This window comes from Desulfitobacterium elongatum (assembly GCF_055378975.1).
Map to the genome: position 1 here is coordinate 4,433,933 of NZ_AP038772.1, position 18,296 is coordinate 4,452,228.

The following is an 18,296-nucleotide window of genomic DNA, read 5'->3' on the forward strand; positions in this document are numbered from 1 at the left end:
GGGAGGCAAAAAATGAGTATCCATGTTTCAGATCTCTGCAATCTAGAAATATTTAAGAATGAAATCCATTTAATCGCCGGCGCAGACGGACTGGGACGTGAACTTCAATATATAACCGTATTGGAAGTTCCTGACTTTGCAGACAAAAACCTGGGTAACGGTCTGTTGGTTTTGACAACCTTTTACACTTATCGGGATAACCTTGAGCTTATTCCAGAGGTTGTTACTAAACTTGCAAAAAAGAACATCAGCGGAATTATCCTGAAAATTAACCGCTTTATCGACAAGGTTCCGAAAAGCATCATAAAGATTGCAGAAGAATATAAACTGCCCTTATTTGTAATCAGTGATAAGGATTTGCCTTTTAGAGATATTATTTCTGCCGTCACTTCAGAGATCATTAATTACCAATTCAATATAATTAAAGGGATCAATGAACAACATGAACAACTTTATCGCGCTGTTTTATGCGGCGAAAAGCTTGACTATTTCATCAAGATCATTGGAAAACATTTAGAAGGCAACTGTGCTTGTCTATCTGCCTGTTGGGAAATACTGGCGCAGTATCCCGAAACGAATACCGAACCTTTAGAAGATATAAAAGCCTTAATTCTGGGAGAAGAAATAATCAATAAAAAGAAGTTGGTTCGTAACGGCTTAGCTTATATATCAATTAAAAATTATTTTGTATTTCCATGCCTAGCTCATAACAACATCATAGGTTATTTCCTCTTGCAAAAAGACGCACAAATCAACGAACGCGAATTGTTGTTTATCCAACAGATGGTTTCATTTATATCCATCAAGTTGCTCGAAAAGCAGCTTGTCTTAGAAACTGAACAGCGCATGACCACCGCTATCATTGATGAGCTTCTGTTCCATCATTCTGATGAAGATATTGTTCGTGATCGACTACAACTTCTAGGGGTTATTCCAAACACAAACTACTATGTTCTGGTTTTGACCTCTAAGTCGAAAATAAAGCAGGAAAGCCCGTATATTTTCCGTTCAAGGCTGCAATCAATCTCTCGTTATATACAAGCTCTTTTCCCAAAAAGCTTGGTTCATTCAGTTGCAGATGGATATATGGCTTTTGTTTCTTTTCCAAGCACATCGTGTCATATGAGGGAAGACACCATGAGAAGTGTATTGGATAATTTGTCTGAACTCTCCGAAATAAAAAACCATATGTATATTGGGTGTAGTATGATTGAAACCGATTTAACCGGAATCCCTCATTGTTACGAGGCGGCAAAGCAAGCGATTCGGTTTGGAAAAGCATTTTTTCCTGATCAATCCATTCACGTTTATAGAGATTACCTCGAAATACGTATGGCTTCCCACATGCTCAATACCGATGAGCATACATTCTTAAAGCGAAATGTAATTCTTCCTCTAGAAAATTATGATAAAAAGTATCAAACAGAGCTTTTTCTTACCTTGGAAAAGTGTCTTACCATTGGTACATTGGAAAAAGCTGCTGCTGATCTGCATATTCATCCCAGCACATTACGTTATCGTCTTCAAAAGATAGCAGACTTGACAAATATTGATTACTTTACAACGCAGGGGAAATACATATTAAACACCGCATATATCCTCGCTAAACTTGGGTCATATTAGAACAAAAACCGGAGCTTCCATAATTGGAACCTCCGGTTTTTGTAGAGAAACTTTAGTTTTGAGATCAGCCAGACTCCCGACATCCGCTCTGAAGAAGACGCCTGAGTCCATCTATATCCAGCTCATCAAACCGTTTGAATCACCTCTGCCTGCGGCGTACCCGTCTTCGCATTACGGACATTATGAGCTAATTTGACAAAAAAGTTTTGCATCTTTAGACGGGCCACAACATGAAACGATGTCCCGTCCCCTTATTACGTGTTCCCCTTCCTCTCTGCAAGGTATCACTTGGAAGATATCTATTTTAAAGAAATCTATTGACATTACTTCTGTTATGTAATAGTATAAATCCAATCAATAGCTAAGTGTAAATAGTCGTATAGGAATACTTAGTATTATTTTACAACTAAATATAGAGTTATCCTTATTCAGAGTGACCGAGGGACTGGCCCTATGACGTCCGGCAACCCCCTATTTGGGAAGGTGCTAAATCCTGCAGAATGACTAACATTCTGAAAGATAAGTCGAAACAGAGATATTTTCGATGTCCCTTTCAGTTTGAAAGGGACATTTTTTAAACTACTGATAAAAAGGAGGGAATGATATGATTGAAATTCGTAATCTCTCAAAGGTTTATGATACAAAGAATGGAACAGTAAAGGGAGTCGATAATGTGTCCTTGACTGTTCAAGAAGGTGAAGTTTTTGGAATCGTTGGTTACTCAGGCGCTGGAAAAAGTTCATTGATTCGCTGTATTAACCTGTTAGAAAGGCCAACCTCAGGGAGCATTTTCGTTAACGGGAAGGATCTTACTTCCTTAAACAGTGAAGACCTACGCCGTGCACGCTTAAAAATAGGGATGATTTTTCAGCATTTCTATTTGATCAGTCAAAAAACGGTGTTTGAGAACGTAGCATTTTCCCTTAAAGCTGCTAAAGTACCGACAGTGAAAATTAAAGAGAGAGTTGAAGAACTCCTCGAAATGGTCGGTCTAGCCGACAAAAGAGATGTCTATCCTTCACAGCTGAGCGGAGGACAAAAACAAAGGGTAGGTATCGCTCGTGCCCTTGCTAATAATCCCACTGTACTTTTATGTGATGAAGCCACTTCAGCCCTAGACCCGACGACGACAAAATCAATCCTAAATTTATTAAAAAAGATTAATACAGAGCTTAATATAACGATTGTTTTGATCACTCATGAAATGAACGTTGTGAAGGAAATTTGCGACCGAATGGCAATCATGCAAGACGGAAAAGTTATCGAAGAAGGCTCTGTCTATGATATATTTGCAAACCCGAAAGCCGAACTCACCAAAGAATTCATAGCGAGTGTTGTTTCCTTCGAAATCCCAGAGGTTATCTTAGAGAGCTGCAAAGGACCAATTATCAAGGTGACCTTCAAGGGAGAGGTCGCTGGAGAGGGTGTCATTTCCGATACGCTCCAGAAATTTAACGTTCACGGTAATTTCCTCCATGGTTCCATTGAATATATTCAAGAATTGCCGCTTGGCATCTTTATTATGGAACTAAACGGGCAAAAGGAAGAAATCGCAAAGGCCCTACAGTATATCGAAAGCAGGGCAGTACAAGTGGAGGTGTTACAAAATGGGCTTTGAATTTAATCATTTTGTAGAACTTATCCCTGAAATCAATTCAGCGTTTATTCAAACCATCTATATGATTTCCATCTCCTTGGTTGTCGCGATTTTAATTGGCTTGCCCATCGGAATCTTCTTATATATCACTGACAAAGGCTTGTTCTTGGAAAATCGGGTGCTTCAAAATGTTTTAGGATTTGTCGTTAATTTGGTACGATCGATTCCGTTCATCATTTTACTTGTCGCACTCATTCCCTTGACAGACTTTCTAGTGGGTACGACCATCGGCCCTACTGCAGCAAGTGTTTCCCTTTCTGTTGCTGCAATTCCATTTTTTGCACGTATCGTGGAAACGGCTTTACGTGAGATTGATAAAGGAGTCATTGAGGCTGCGATAGCCGCTGGTGCAACTCCCTGGATGATCATCAAGGAAGTGCTGCTCCTCGAAGCTAGATCCGGAATTATTTCTGGTGTTACCTTAACACTCATTAGTTTGATTGGTTTTTCGGCCATGGCCGGTACAGTTGGCGGTGGCGGAATAGGTGATTTGGCCATTCGCTTCGGCTATTATCGCTATGACAACACTATCATGATTTCAACCGTTTTGATTTTAGTTATTTTAGTTCAGCTTATCCAATTTGCTGGTGATTTTATTGCCAAAGTTGTAGATAAAAGAAAATAAGAAGAAAGAGGGAAGATAAGATGAGAAAATGGTTAACCGTATTGACTTTACTTTTAGTGGTAGGAGTTTTAACCGCTTGCGGCAGTAGCAAAAGTGGTGGACAAACGGCAAGCACAACATCCAAAGAAATCAAATTTGGTGCTACTGCTGGTCCTTACAGTGACATGGTGACAAAAGCCATTAAACCTGGTTTAGAAAAATTGGGCTATACCGTAAAAGTTGTTGAGTTCAGCGATTACATCCAACCCAATAAAGCATTGAATAATGGCGATATTCAAGCCAATCTATTCCAGCACACAATTTACATGGAAAACTTTGAAAAAGAGAATAAGATGGATTTAACGGCCTTGATCTCCGTTCCAACAGCACCCATGGGCATTTATTCAAAGACCTATAAATCACTCGATGAAGTTAAAACGGGAGCAACTGTTAGTATTCCTAATGACCCTACCAATGCTGCCCGTGCTTTTAATACTCTACAAGATAAAGGGATAATTAAAGTAAATAAAGATGCGAATCCACTAAAGGTTTCAGAGAAAGATATCGTTGAAAATCCAAAGAAATTAGTATTCAAACCGCTTGAATCCGGTCAACTTCCTCGTTCTGTGGACAGCGTAGATCTAGCAGCCGTACCTGGAAACTTTGCACTTGCTGCTAAAATGAACTTGCTTGATGCCTTAGCCCTTGAAAATATGCTTGATCCTTATCGTAATATTGTCGCTGTAACAGCTAGCAATGAAGGTTCACAAATTGCTAAAGATATAAAAGCCGTTATCGAATCTCCAGAATTTGTGAAAGTCATTGATACAGAATTTAAAGGTTTCGGAAAACCAAGCTGGATGAAAAAATAAGACTTAATAAAGACTAATTTGGGCAGTCTTCCCTAACCTGTTGTTTAGATTGGGGAATACTGCCCGTTTTCTAAGATATAGAGAACTTTCTTCAGGTGGAGTTTTGATTCCATCCTTATCGGGAAAATCTTAGCTAAGGAATGAGTGATAACTATGGAAAGCTTTTCAGTACATGGAGCACCAAGTGAATACATTTTAAATGAAGGTATTTTAGAACACCTAGAATCTAAGCTATTGGATCGAGGATTTGAAAAAGTCCTCGTGGTTCATGGGGAAAAGTCCTGGCAGGCGGCAAAGACATTTTGGCCAGAGTTCAGCAAGATTAAATCTGAAGACTACACGTATGGTGGCGATTGCTCTATCACTGAAATTGAAACGGTAAAAGAAATCATCAATAGAAATTCCTATGATGCACTCATCGCGGTAGGTGGTGGAAAAGTACTCGATCTAGTAAAAGCAGCAAGCCATTTGGCACATAAGGCCTTTGTCCTCGTTCCTACACTCGCCTCTAATTGTTCTCCCTGGACGCCACTTAGTGTCATTTACGATGAATCTGGAGCCTTTATTCGTTATGACATTTTTCCAGAAAGCGCTAGTCTCGTATTAATCGAGCCTAGAATTCTAGTCAATGCGCCGATTAACCTGCTTACCGCCGGTATCGGTGATACACTTGCAAAATGGTATGAAGCAGATGTCCAAATATCAATTATTGATAACAAACCTGTGCCTTTACAAATTTCCCACTATGCTGCTAGACAATGTAAAGATATATTACTTCAACATTCAGAAGGGGCAATAAAAGCAGCTGAAACAGGCATTCTAAACGATGACTTCGTTAAAGTTGTTGAGACTATTATCGTTCTTGGTGGAATGGTAGGCGGATTTGGTGATCATTATGGAAGAATTGCAGGTGCCCACGCTATTCATAATGGACTAACTATCCTAGAAGAAACTCATCATGCCCTACATGGAGAGAAAGTAGCCTACGGCATTCTTGTTCAGCTTGTATTAGAGGGGAAGTGGGAGGAAATCAAACTCTTGATTCCTTTTTATAACAAACTTAGCTTGCCGATTTCGTTAACTCATCTAGGAATCAAGGAGATCACTGAAGATATCATTAACGCCATTGCCACAAAATCAGTCGTTCCTGAAGAATCGATTCATGTTATGCCCATCGGGCCCATCACTTCCTCAAGAGTAAGTGAAGCAATAGCTAACCTTGAACAAGAAGTTCTGAATAGTGTTAGCTAATAAATAGTATCATGAAGAAAATCAAGCCGTTCAGAACCAAGGGGACGTTTCGTTTAACACAAAACGTCCCCTTGTATTCATTAATTCAACTATGCCTTGATCCATGTTGCTCCAATATCTTGGATTGCAATTTTATCTAACTGACCGGCTAATGCCTGATTGAATCGCTTAATCGGTTCATCCATGGGTTCCTGTGATAATTTGAAAGTTCCCCAATGCATTGGCAAAACCTTCTTGGCCCCCATTTCCTCAGCCATCTGAATCGCTTGTTCAGGCGTGGCATGACGTGGCTCGAAGGACTTTGGAGAATAAGCTCCAATCCCCATAATTGCTAATTCAATGTCTACTTCACGAAGTTGTTGCTGAATTGACTCAGTGTACCCCGTATCCGCTCCAAAAAAGATATTAACCCCATTTTTGGAGAGCAAAATACTATTTGCTTTCATCTCTTGGTTCCATGGAAGCCTTGCTCCCCAATGCTTGCCCTCAATAGCTTTTACCGATAATTCCCCATATTGCTTTTCATCTCCCCAATGGATTTCATCAACAGAGTTATAATTCAGGCCATTCCAAAGGGATTTCGTATTTTTTGCGGTTAAGATGGACGTTTTTGTGGATTGTAAATCACGAAGCGTCGGGAAATCAAAATGATCGGTATGCGCATGAGAACAAATGATTAGATCGACTTTACCGATTTGAGCTGCCGTTAAAGGACTGCAAACATATCGTTTAACTCCAATTGTATAATTACTGACGGGGGTAATTCCGATTCTTTCATAGAAAACAGGATCTATCAATATTTTAGTCCCATAGAAATTAATTAAAAACCCTGCATGACCAAGCCAGGCCAATGATAAGTCTTGATCCCTCCACTTTTCGGGGGTTGGGTAAAACTTTGGTTGAGTCATCATATTATTCTTGTTATCCTCTATGCCTTTTATTTGCGAAGCTAATGCTAGGCCTCCTATAGCTACTGCTCCAAAGGCGATAAATTTTCTTCGCGTTATACCTTTATCCTGCGTTTGCATCCAATCTTTACCTCGAGAGTCTAGAATTATTCGAAGCCCATTCTAAAGCTAAGTTCGAATTCCATTTGAATACTCGATATTATACAATATCATCCACTCACGGACAAATCAAACGAGGGTTCACAGGGAATAAACGTCCTCTCGACTTCGAAGGGAGTAATGATTTTTAAGCTAACTTTCAGCTTTTGCTCAGCTTATCTTAAGTTCCATTATGTATTATATTTATATGAAAACCAATGATATTTAGTTCGGAGGTACAAGCTTTCCTGTACGATACATCGAAGGAAACCTTGCTTAAAATAAAACTGACACCGTATTAAAACGATGTCAGTTTAGATAAATCAAGTTTTATTTTGCGTTTTTAAGTGCATTGGCAACAGCTTCTTTTATACCGCCACTTGTCTTGCTGGCACCTGAAACTACATCGACTTCAGTCGTTTGTTTTTTAATGATTTCTGCGACAACTCCCTTTTCAGCGGCTTCGAAAATGCCAGGAGTTTCGGAATGTTGTTTAAGGGTGATCTTGGTGATATTGCCACCTTGGACAATAACTTCAACAGTGAGTTCGCCACCCTTACCGTTTCCTGTGCCAGTGTAGGTGCCATCCTTATAGTTGCCTTTTACCTCAGGCTTTACTTCAGCGACAGCAGCCTGGACTTTGATGGTAGGTTCGGTATGGCCGCCGTTAGCAACGACATACTTAACAGCAGAGGAACCTGAAATGCGACCAAAGATTACGATATCAGCAACCGCATTACCACCTAGACGGTTTCCACCATGCACACCGCCGGTAATCTCTCCGCCAGCAAACAAGCCAGGAATAGCCTTCCCTTCCCTACTGATAACCTCTGCACTGGTATTGATTTTCACCCCGCCCATAGTATGATGGACGGCTGGAGCACATATTGCTGCATAGAATTTAGGAGATGTGAGTGGTACTTCCATACTCTTTCGACCAAATTCGGTGTCGTTACCCGATTTTTGGTAGCCTGCATAGTTGTTCATGGTCGTTTTCAAGGTAGAGGCGTCCACGCCAATCTTCTGGGCAAGCCCCTCGATAGTGTCTGATTCTGTCACAATGCCTTGACTAAAGTATTCTTCGACGGCTTTCAAGCTATCACGTACTTTTTGATCAAATACCAAGTAGGCCTGACCGTCTTTTTGCTTAAGAATGGCATCAGAGACGACGTCGCGGGTTTGCAACTCATCAATAAAACGTTTACCCTGTTTGTTTACCAGGATAGCGCCATTACCGCGTACACCTTCAGTATACAGGGTCTGGTTATCAGGGTTCACGGTGGGGTGGGTCTGGATCTGATCCATGTCTACAAAAGCAGCGCCTATAGCTTCCGCCATGATGATACCGTCTCCAGTGGCACCGGCGTGATTCGTGGTGCTAAAACCCTTCAGCTCGGGTTTGTATTTTACAACCATATCGCTATTTGCTGAGAAACCACCGGTGGCCAGTACGATAGCCTTAGTTTTGATAGTGTAGCTACCTTCCTTGCCGGTTACCTTTACACCGGAGACAGCACCCTTTGCGTCGAGTACAATTTCATCAGCCTTGGTGTTAAGCAGAACTGGAATCTTCAGCTCTGCAACTTTTTTGTTCAGAGTTTTTACCAACATCGGACCTACTGCGCTGGTGTCGGAAGGACGGTGAATGCGCTTTACGCTTGCGCCTCCAAACATACCAACTACGCTCAAGTCGCCACCGATCTCATTGACCCAGTCTACGGCAGCAGGAGAGTTCTTAGCTAAAGTGGTAACAAGTTCTCTATCATTAAGGTTTTTGCCACCCTTCATGGTATCTTCCACGAAAAGTTCTACAGAGTCCTTAATGCCTTGAGCCTCCTGATATTTGGTAGGAGCGGCATTCAATCCTCCAGTGGAACGGACACTGTTTCCGCCCGTGAGGGGCATCTTCTCAACGATAACTACATTCTTAGCTCCATCTTGCACAGCCTGGATGGCTGCAGTCATGCCGGCTCCTCCGGCACCAATGACCACGATATCTGCACTTTGATCTTGAGCAGTGCTCTTACCTTCTGCATTGGAACTGGTTGCGGGAGCACTTGGCGTTGTAGTGTTACAACCCGCCAAGGGTGTGATTGCAATCATAAGTGCAAGAGCCCATACAAATACTTTTTTCATTCTTCCTTCTCCTTCCTTTGTAACAAAAAAAATAGATCAATAACTTAACCTTCTCGAGTCTTTGTTACTGATTCTACCGTACCATACGAATAGCACCTCCTAAAGTTCTATTAGTGCTGCCTCGTACAAGTTCATACTAAATTTTTTACAAAGCTTTGCCTAGATTATTTAAATTACTAATTAATTTTGTAATTTAATAAAGTGAAACACTTCACTTTTAGACCTAGGTTTCAGATAAGACTCTTCAGAATCTCGAAAAGTCACTTACCGAAGGCCATAATCAGGTAGTGTCCCTTTGGTTTGCCTAGCTGGTTTGTCTTTAGTAGTGAGCTAGACTTAACCTTCTGATTTAATGCCACAAAGAGGTGCGTATCGAAACTACATTTTCGATACGCACCTCTTGCTTATATGCTCAATTTTAGGAGATTTTTCTTCTATTTAACAAGCTTTCTTCGGGAAACTAGTCTTTCTAAGTAATATGTTATGACCGAAAACACTCCTATTATCCCAGTGAAAATGGCGATAGTGCCTAAAGGATTGGAGTTTCGAGACTCACCTTTCCCTTTGTCCCCTGAGAAGCCGTCGGGACGAATGGGTCTCTCCCCAAGGTCACCTTCGCTGGGTCCCTCGTTCCGGCCTCTACCTTCCAGTCCGCCTTTAAATTCCTCTTGAGGCATTTGCTGCGAAGTTATATTGAAGACCGACCCTAAGTCTGCTAGTTTCGAAGTAAATTGAGTTGTAACGATTTGATAGCCTCCAAACACAAGGAGAAGGACAATTACGACCTTGGCGAGGACACTCGCAAGTTTAGAAGGTTTGACTTTAAATATTTTTTTAATAAGATTAACAATCCATTGCCAATGAAGTCCGATGTGTATACCCATTAAAATGAGGGATAGATACGAAACAAGAATATGTGTCATTTGAAACCATCGGTGATTCCCAATGCTTATATTCGGAAATAATAGCTTTGATATGAAGATGCCACTCACAATAATAAAGACCATTGAAATCAAGAGTAAACCATTGATTAAATACCCTAACCGCGTTTTACCCGGTAATGTTCGATCAAAGAGTCTCAAGGTTACTTTTTTTACCCATTGGAGATTTAACAGAATATGCACTAAGAAAACAAATCCAATCCCTAATCCCGCGATTTCGTGAAAGGCCAATCCTCCAAAGCCTATTTTCATGAGTAAGACGAAGATAATGTACATAAAAATGTCGATGACCAGTTTAATCTGATTTTTGTTTTTCAAGATTTTGCGTCCTCCAAACTAAGTTTTGTTAGCTCTCATGACGCTATTATGCAATATGAATCTTAAGTCAGGCTGAGCAATAACTGAAATTGAGCTTAAAGTTTTGAAGCACGCTAGGCTGAAATCTGAAGAAATAAGAAGTTAATTCAAACAATCCCAGCCGGTAATGGCATTTTAATTGAACAGTCCCTCGCTCCATTATCCTGTGATCCAGTTTCTGGTTTTTGCAACATTTAAAAGCTGAAACTAAATGTCGAGTAGGGGGGGACAGTATATAAATCACCCTCCTCCCTCACTCGCCCAAAAACTGGGTTATTTCCACTTAGCAGGTAAATATTGATTTAGCTCGCATTTTCCCTTCACGATAACGCTCCTGAAGGATAGCCTCCTCGGATTAACGAATTAAGCGAGCAATCGCCGGGTCAGAAAAGCCTTTTTAATAATTTGCTTATACTTCCCTTCTCATAAACTTATCCTTCACTAACTTCATTATCTCCTCAACCTCCGGGACCTTCAACAATAAAATCAGAAGACTATAGACGATTACGCCGACAAAGATAGCGAAAAGCAGGGATACGTTAATATTCATGAAATTATTAAACCAACCAAAGGCTAAACATGCGGCAACCCCCATTATCCCTGACGCTAATAAAATCTTCATAGTAGATATTACCATGACCCTCAGCCCTAGCGAACCAATCTTATTACGAAGGCTCCAGAACAGCAGCCCTGAGCAAAATATTGCTGAAATACTGGTCGCAAGCGCCAGCCCGGAAATTCCCATGAATCGCGAAAGCACGATAATCAGCACAATGTTTAACACCACTGACAGCGCCGCATTGTACATCGGCGTCTTTGTATCTTGCAGAGAGTAGAAAGCCTTTGATAGAACCTCCCTAACGCCAAATGCCGCCATACCAATCGCGTAAAAAAAGAGCGCGCCCGATGTCATCACCAGCGCCCGTTCGTCAAACGCTCCATTGCCGAATAGCAACTTGACGATGGGACGTGCAAAAGCCATAGCCCCTATTGATGCGGGCAAAATCAACAGAAGTATCATATTGATTGACTTACCAACCAATGATTTAAATGCATCTAGTCGCCCCTCGGATGCCATCCTCGAGATTGATGGATAGATTACCACCGCAATTGATGAGACGAACAGCCCCTGTAAAAAATCATTTAATCTATCGGCATAGGTTAGCGCCGTTATCCCCCCAACCGCAATCGATGAAGCGAGTGTCCTGCCAACCAGTGTGTTAATCTGGTTGACCGACGTTCCCAACAGCACGGGCAGCGCCAGGATCAGCATAGCCTTGATGTGCTCGTCCCTAACAGAGAAGACCATCCTATGCTTATATCCAGATTTATAAACTGAGGGTAGAATAAATAGCAGTTGCAAAAACGACGCTCCGAGCGTCCCCAAAACCATCACAATTAATACAGTTCTGTAGCTGATTATAATGGCTATTATTATAGCCGAGTTAAGCGGAAGTCCTATTAGCGCCGGTATAACGAACTCGTTATTTATCTGCAAATACCCCGTAAGGATTGCTATTGCACATGAAGCGAACACCCCAAAGACGCTTACACGAGTATACAACACTGCGAGTCTTAAAGTATCACCCTCAAAACCTATAGCAAATAGCTTGACAATCTGCGGCGTAAAGGCGAACACTAGGATTACTAGCAATACAGCTATCCCCATTACGATATGTAGAAGGTTGCTTGTAAACCGATTGGCTGGACCACTCCCCTCCGTACTCGATATCCTGCTATACAAGGGTATGTAGCTAGTTGTAATGGCCGTTGAAAAAAAGGCAAACAATGTACCCGGGATTATGAGTGCAATCAAATAGATATCGGTCAACTCTGACGCCCCATAATAATAGGACAACGCGATTTCACGCCCGAATCCGAATAATCGAGATATTATGGTGATCGCCATAATAACAAGCGCTGTCTTTTTCATTCGCAGCCTCCAGTTGAAAACTATTATTAAAGCTTCGGTTGCCAAAGATTTTCTCTTAACATCAATCTTTTCATTATTTCTTACGCTGGGGAAATCCGGTTATCGGAATTTCTGATTACTCTGAGAGTACAACCCTAGCTTGCTACTATTTACATTAATAATTTGATTTCAAATCGCTTTTCAACTCTTAAAACTAAGGTGTATTTTTTCATTTACTTCTTGGCTATAATATATAATTGTCAGATAGACGATGGAGGTAGTTGAATAAACCATCGATTCTGTAAAACACAATATGACATATGTCATTGTGAGAAATAATGTAATTGCATTTTTCCTACCTATTTTTATTAGATTCATTGCAAAAATAATAAAAGCAAACAGCCCCAGATATCCCGTTGATAGTAACAACATTGTTACACTATTCAGAAAATCTGTATCCAAATTGAGATAGATATCTTCATTTCCAAAACCGACGCCAAAGATCCTTTGAACCCCCTCAAGTTGATTAAAGATACTATAACTACCTCCTAATCGAATACCAGACGAAAAGCTATTGAATGGCTTATTAAGAACGCTCTCAATAATCGATGCATTTAATAGAGCTAAATTATCAGAAACTACTAACTTGATTATTAATAAAATACTCGCAAATATAATTAACAGTATCATAAAATTAATAGCCTTAGATACTCTACTAGTATTTCCATGGAATCCTTTAATAAAGAATAGGTATATCATCCACACTACAACCGCTATATAGATTCCTCCTGTAGATGTAGATAGTAAAATACCGATTGTAAAGAATACCGGAAGAATATATAACTTTCTATCCACTTTAGACACCAACATCTTATCTTTCTTTTCAGGATTAAGCGTCAAAATTAAGCCCAAGATAACATAATATGAAAAGTATGCTGGTTCTGAGAAGAAAGAGGATGGGCGAAAATAAAAATCTAAGTAAAATGATAAATTGGATGCGTTATCGTAATTCAAAGTTAAAAATGGAATATCTATCAATGAAGGAAAAAAGCTCCCCATAAAATACCACATAACTGACTGAATAATTAGATATATTACAGCTGCAATTGATATTCGGATAATCCATTTCTTTGTATATTTAAAACTAAAAAAAGCACTGCCCACAATCGTTATAGACATCGCCCACAATGCTAACCTTAAGAATCTGTAATTGATATCAGTTATTGAATATTCAGTAGTACTCAAAAATATCAAGGAAATTAACGTAATTATTAAAATCGCACAAAAAAATAGAATGGGCTGAACACATATCTTGTTCTTCTTGCCATTAGACCTCATCTTGTTTTTATTCTTCACCATCACTAAAGTAACTAGCGCTATAGGAACAGCAATTATCAACAATATTTCAGCTACATTAATCTTTTTGATACCCAAACTATAACTATTTAACACCGGTAACAATGCAAATATAAATGAATATATTTTGCTCATTTTGTTTTTCGTCCTTATACCCTCATTTCATCTAGAATAATGCCCTATCAGTTTGATTGAATTCATTTATTCCCTTAAACACATACTTAATTGCTGTCAAATATGAGTAATTGCTTCTCTTCTTGAATTGAATCGCCATTTTCAAGCCGACAATATACTTCATCCGAGGAAATAAATTTGCAAGAAGAACTCCTTTATCAATAAAGAACTTTTCATTATACCCGTTAAACCATGTAGATGCCTCTTGAAGTGCGTCTGCAATCTTCCATGGGTATGTATATATTTTCAAACCTTTTCTATATGCTTCACCAAGGAAAAGGGTATCCTCACCTGATGAGTACTTAGCTCCTCCACCATATAGCAGCGAAAACCAAATGTTTGCCTTAAGGATACTCTCGCGTTTAAATGCTACACGACATGCGCCATATCGTGCAAAATTGAAGTATTTAACTCGCTTAACCCTTGTTATTATTCTCTTGCTCGGATATTTCAGGTTTACGACGTGAAAAACTATAATGTCAGCATCCGGAAGTTCATCAAATGCCTTATTTACCATCTGGGGGTAATCATCCGCGTACAGCAGATCATCATCGCCTAAAATACATATCTCGGCAGAAGCATTCAGCAACGCTATATTTCGGTTCTTTCCTACACCTCGGTCGGCTGTAGAAATGATTTTTATCTTATTTCCATCTTTAACATATTCTTTATACCAATAACTGTCTGTTTGATTTGCTATGACAGCGTCTGATTGCAACCTCAATTTATCAAATAAACTATCATCGATTTGATTCATCGCAGCAATTAAGACTTCAATTGTTCTCATCTTCTCATTCCAATCATTCCTTAGTTGCTATGCCAGCAAAATTGGTTAGGATAAGTCCGTTCTCTTCAAATACTTTACATAGTTCATTGTTTGAGAAGAAAGCGTACTCATTCAACCTGTCTTTCGAAAGATTTCCGAAGAATTTGTGGTCTGTTGTTATGGCGGGATGAACGATTATCTCAATTGATTTGCATCTGCTTGATTTCAAAGCACTAATCAGCTTATTCGTTTCGTGTTTACTAGCTATCTTGAATGGAAATAGTCTTCCATCAGGCATAACGTACTTTTTCTTTACAAGCATTCCAAACCAAATGTCTACAGCCATTCTATGAAGAAATTCTTTCATTCTTCTCTTTGGTGGAACCGACTTAATGTCAATGTAAACTCGTTGGAAGTTCCTTGTAGCAGGGATTCCGTATTCCTTTGCCAACCCGTTAAATACATCAAAAGCTTTTGGACATAGTGCCAAATTCTCGTGTGTATTCCAGTAGTCAGGTTTACCACACAAATCATAAAACGCTTTGTATTGAGCTCGTAGCTCTGCTATTAAATGAGTCCTATTAATTTTTCCATTTTTGATTCGCCTTTTAAACTCTCTTGCAGGAAAGAAGTTTCCATTTTGGTCAATAAGTGATGGGATTTCGCATGCTCCCAACAACGGTTTTCCAGTAGTTAGATTCCAATGGATACCTATGGAAATATGAGAGAACCTAGCTCTCAGCGACTTCGCATTATTCATGGTTTCCATATTAACCAAAACATTTGTGGTGGTGACGAGGTTAGCCACTATGCATTCGTCTATCGCTGTGTCCACAGCTTGACACATTCCATAATCATCTGCAGTGATTATTATCTTCTTCATACCGTCGTCTGGCCGCCTTTCACATACTCCTGGAAGTCTCTATTGACGTCCCAAACTTCCGCATGTTGTTCCCACTTAATGCGTTCTGGTGAGGGCACTTTAATATAATCCCCGAAGCGTTGTTTTAAAAACTCGTGTAAGTGCTCTGGTGCCATAAGTTTTACTGTCTCGAAATCGACATAAGTAGGGGTCCCGAAAATTTCTCTTTTGTATTTACCCGATTTGAAACGTGCTTTTCCGAAGAAATTACAATAGTAACCAGTCTGTTTATCATCATATTTGTACACCATGTGCATTGCAGATTTTCTCAAAAAATTATCCGGTAGTATTTTGAAAAACTTAATTAATAGCCCTGCCACTCCCTTACGCCGCGAATATCCTCTGTGCGCCAAACTTAACACATCAATGTATTTAGACCAAAAATACTGCGCGTACTGTTGCAGGATGTTATTTGGGCAATTATGCAGCATGAAAATATCAATAAAAATACCATGATGCATTACTTTGTTACGATATAGTGGTTCGATATAAGTTGTACCGCCCATTCTTACTTTGGAAATTTGTACCATATAATCAACTTTACCATGTTCCTGTATTACATATTTATCCTCTTCTAGTTGCCCGAAACACATTAAGAACCGCTTGTAATTGTGCGGTGTCATATAAATATCTAAATCGTCATCCCATGGAATAAAACCCCCATGACGTTTAGCTCCGAGAGCAGTTCCCCCCATAATAAAGTAAGCAATGTCATTTTTTCTGCACAGTTCATCGACGTCGACCATTATTTCCAGTATTTTATTTTGTAGCGGCATCAAGCCGTATTCGTTTGGCAAGCCAGAACGCATCAATTGTTTTGACATAACCTACCCTCCAACCGATACTTTGCAAGATCAATAAATTGAACGGGTCAATCATTTATTTTACTCCGCTAACTTCTTCACCACCTCAGTAGATGACGTTCCTTTGGTGTAAGGAAGAAATACTATGGGGACTCCTACTTCAGCAAACTCTTTTTCATAGTTTAGGTAAAGCGATGAGCCCTTCCAATCATCTCCGTGGAAGATGGCGTCAAACTTCAGCTGTTTCCATGCATCCATTTTGTTCATAGTGACCTGCGGAACCACTTTATCTACATATCTAATTTCTTCTACTATTGCTATGCGCTCTTCAAACGGTATGACTGGCGTTTTATGTTTGAATTCTTTCACACAATCATCTGTGCTGACACCGACGATTAGATACTCACAACACTCCTTTGCTTGCCTTAAAATATTGAGATGTCCAACGTGAAACAAATCAAATACTCCTGTCGTATAACCGACTTTGTACTTTTTGTCCATGATTACATCATCCTTTCACTAAAATAATATTAATTAAACAACAGAGAATTATTTATTATACTAGCTATCTTCTGATACGTTTGCTTCCTATCGAACATATCCTCCGCCAATCTTCGACTGTTTTGACCCATGGTTTTTCTTAATAATTCATCTCTACATAACACCAATAACTTCTCAGCCAGGTCTGTAGGATTGTTGTTTTCGCAATTCAAGCCAGCGTTATAATCTGAAATCAGCTCCCTATACTCCGGGCATTCTTGAGTATTTATTATAGAGAGACCAGCTGCGACATAATCGGCATGCTTATTGATAATGCTCTGTGCTGCTCCCTTGGTGATGGGATTTACAGCTATATCGCATGCTGTCAGTATTCCTACCATCTTTTCATAATCCAACCTTCCCATGAACTCTGCATAAATTCCTTGCTTTATTGCATGTTCTTCAAACTTTGATTTTAATGGCCCATCACCCATCACAACAAACTTAATGTTTTTAATCCCTTTATCCTGAAGTATTTTCAAAGCATCAATCACGCATGTCAAATCATAGCTGTGACCCAAAGTACCTATATATGCAAGCCATATTTCATACTTGGGCTTATCAATCTCTTTGTTCTCCTCTGCCGATTTATCAAAAGAGGCTAACTCCGTGCCCAAGAAAATGCTGTGAGCCTTTTTACATTTCTTGTTGACCTTTAAAGCTCTATCTGCATATGATTTGGAAACTGCGATGATTTCATCAGCTGCGGCATAAATGAAGTCTGCTTGCCTTCGCATCGGATAGAACAAGAAATCACTAATAACAGGCATATGGAGCACCAACTTAAAGGCTTCAGGCCATAAGTCTTGAATATCTATAATGAACCGAATATTATTTTTTTGGGCATATCTAGAAGCTATACCTGCTACATCGAGTGATGGCACTGCGCAATAAATAACATCTGGTATCTTCCTACCTTTAAGATATTTGTTTAAGTTTCTCCCCATTATGTAATGGCTGAATATACGATTGATTGAGATATTTTTCTGATAGACTGGTTCTGAAATGAGAGTAACTTTATATTTTAATTGCTCTCCTATCTTACTTCTTTTCATCTTTTTGTTATGGGAAAAATCTGACGTTACCAATTCTACATCAAATTGATTTTCAGAAAGCAGGCCCGCAAGGTAATTAAAGCGATTATTCCCATTACCATCAAAATCACTACAAAAGTGAGCAATTATAAGCACGTTTCTTCCCATTTGACTCTCCTATGTTCAATTATTTCTTTCTCACCGGTACCCCAACGAAATTCCCAGCCCCACCTATTTCCCACACTCCTAGGGCTTTGGCTACTGCAGTGATTTTTCAATTCACCTACACCGATAGTTACATA

At 39.6% G+C, this 18,296-nt stretch carries 15 protein-coding genes and 1 riboswitch; of the genes, 5 read left to right on the forward strand and 10 right to left on the reverse strand.

All coding sequences use genetic code 11. The features are described 5' to 3' along the window. Positions 1-12 precede the first annotated feature (12 nt). From ACZ42W_RS20855 to ACZ42W_RS20875, 5 genes are all read left to right on the forward strand, one after another. A complete protein-coding gene (locus ACZ42W_RS20855; RefSeq protein WP_464167177.1) occupies positions 13-1,623 on the forward strand; it encodes a PucR family transcriptional regulator in 1,611 nt (536 codons plus the stop codon). A 421-nt stretch (positions 1,624-2,044) separates the two neighbouring features. Further along, positions 2,045-2,149, forward strand: a riboswitch (SAM riboswitch). A 78-nt stretch (positions 2,150-2,227) separates the two neighbouring features. Then, positions 2,228-3,241 carry a methionine ABC transporter ATP-binding protein gene (locus ACZ42W_RS20860; RefSeq protein WP_464167178.1) on the forward strand — a complete coding sequence of 338 codons (1,014 nt, stop codon included), beginning with the start codon at positions 2,228-2,230 and terminating at the stop codon, positions 3,239-3,241. Continuing rightward, entirely contained in the window at positions 3,231-3,905 is a 675-nt protein-coding gene (locus ACZ42W_RS20865; RefSeq protein WP_464167179.1) for a methionine ABC transporter permease, read from the forward strand. The genes ACZ42W_RS20860 and ACZ42W_RS20865 overlap by 11 nt, the downstream gene beginning before the upstream one ends. A gap of 20 nt (positions 3,906-3,925) precedes the next feature. Continuing rightward, a complete protein-coding gene (locus ACZ42W_RS20870; protein WP_464167180.1) occupies positions 3,926-4,756 on the forward strand; it encodes a MetQ/NlpA family ABC transporter substrate-binding protein in 831 nt (276 codons plus the stop codon). Positions 4,757-4,909: 153 nt separating this feature from the next. After that, entirely contained in the window at positions 4,910-6,007 is a 1,098-nt protein-coding gene (locus ACZ42W_RS20875; protein ID WP_464167181.1) for an iron-containing alcohol dehydrogenase family protein, read from the forward strand. A gap of 89 nt (positions 6,008-6,096) precedes the next feature. Here ACZ42W_RS20875 and ACZ42W_RS20880 read toward each other — a convergent pair whose 3' ends face one another. The 10 genes from ACZ42W_RS20880 to ACZ42W_RS20925 form a co-directional block, all read right to left on the reverse strand. Continuing rightward, positions 6,097-7,035, reverse strand: a complete 939-nt coding sequence (locus tag ACZ42W_RS20880; RefSeq protein ID WP_464167182.1) for an MBL fold metallo-hydrolase — start codon at positions 7,033-7,035, stop codon at positions 6,097-6,099. Between the two features lie 348 nt (positions 7,036-7,383). After that, positions 7,384-9,189, reverse strand: coding sequence for a flavocytochrome c (locus tag ACZ42W_RS20885; RefSeq protein ID WP_464167183.1), 1,806 nt, complete (start codon positions 9,187-9,189; stop codon positions 7,384-7,386). 434 nt (positions 9,190-9,623) lie between these two features. After that, complete coding sequence (locus tag ACZ42W_RS20890) at positions 9,624-10,448, reverse strand: DUF4405 domain-containing protein (RefSeq protein ID WP_464167184.1); 825 nt, start codon at positions 10,446-10,448, stop codon at positions 9,624-9,626. A 448-nt stretch (positions 10,449-10,896) separates the two neighbouring features. Then, positions 10,897-12,420: a murein biosynthesis integral membrane protein MurJ gene (gene murJ, locus ACZ42W_RS20895; protein WP_464167185.1), complete on the reverse strand. Its 1,524-nt coding sequence runs from the start codon at positions 12,418-12,420 to the stop codon at positions 10,897-10,899. A 180-nt stretch (positions 12,421-12,600) separates the two neighbouring features. Continuing rightward, positions 12,601-13,890, reverse strand: a complete 1,290-nt coding sequence (locus ACZ42W_RS20900) for a hypothetical protein (RefSeq protein ID WP_464167186.1) — start codon at positions 13,888-13,890, stop codon at positions 12,601-12,603. 31 nt (positions 13,891-13,921) lie between these two features. Then, positions 13,922-14,716, reverse strand: coding sequence for a glycosyltransferase (locus ACZ42W_RS20905; RefSeq protein ID WP_464167187.1), 795 nt, complete (start codon positions 14,714-14,716; stop codon positions 13,922-13,924). 13 nt (positions 14,717-14,729) lie between these two features. Next, complete coding sequence (locus ACZ42W_RS20910) at positions 14,730-15,578, reverse strand: carbohydrate deacetylase (RefSeq protein ID WP_464167188.1); 849 nt, start codon at positions 15,576-15,578, stop codon at positions 14,730-14,732. Beyond that, a complete protein-coding gene (locus tag ACZ42W_RS20915) occupies positions 15,575-16,441 on the reverse strand; it encodes a LicD family protein (RefSeq protein ID WP_464167189.1) in 867 nt (288 codons plus the stop codon). The genes ACZ42W_RS20910 and ACZ42W_RS20915 overlap by 4 nt, the downstream gene beginning before the upstream one ends. Before the next feature lie 60 nt (positions 16,442-16,501). Next, the gene (locus tag ACZ42W_RS20920; RefSeq protein WP_464167190.1) at positions 16,502-16,921 is read right to left on the reverse strand and encodes an FAD synthase family protein; all 420 of its coding nucleotides are present in this window, start codon (positions 16,919-16,921) and stop codon (positions 16,502-16,504) included. Positions 16,922-16,950: 29 nt separating this feature from the next. Further along, positions 16,951-18,162, reverse strand: coding sequence for a glycosyltransferase family 4 protein (locus ACZ42W_RS20925; RefSeq protein ID WP_464167191.1), 1,212 nt, complete (start codon positions 18,160-18,162; stop codon positions 16,951-16,953). Positions 18,163-18,296 lie beyond the last annotated feature (134 nt).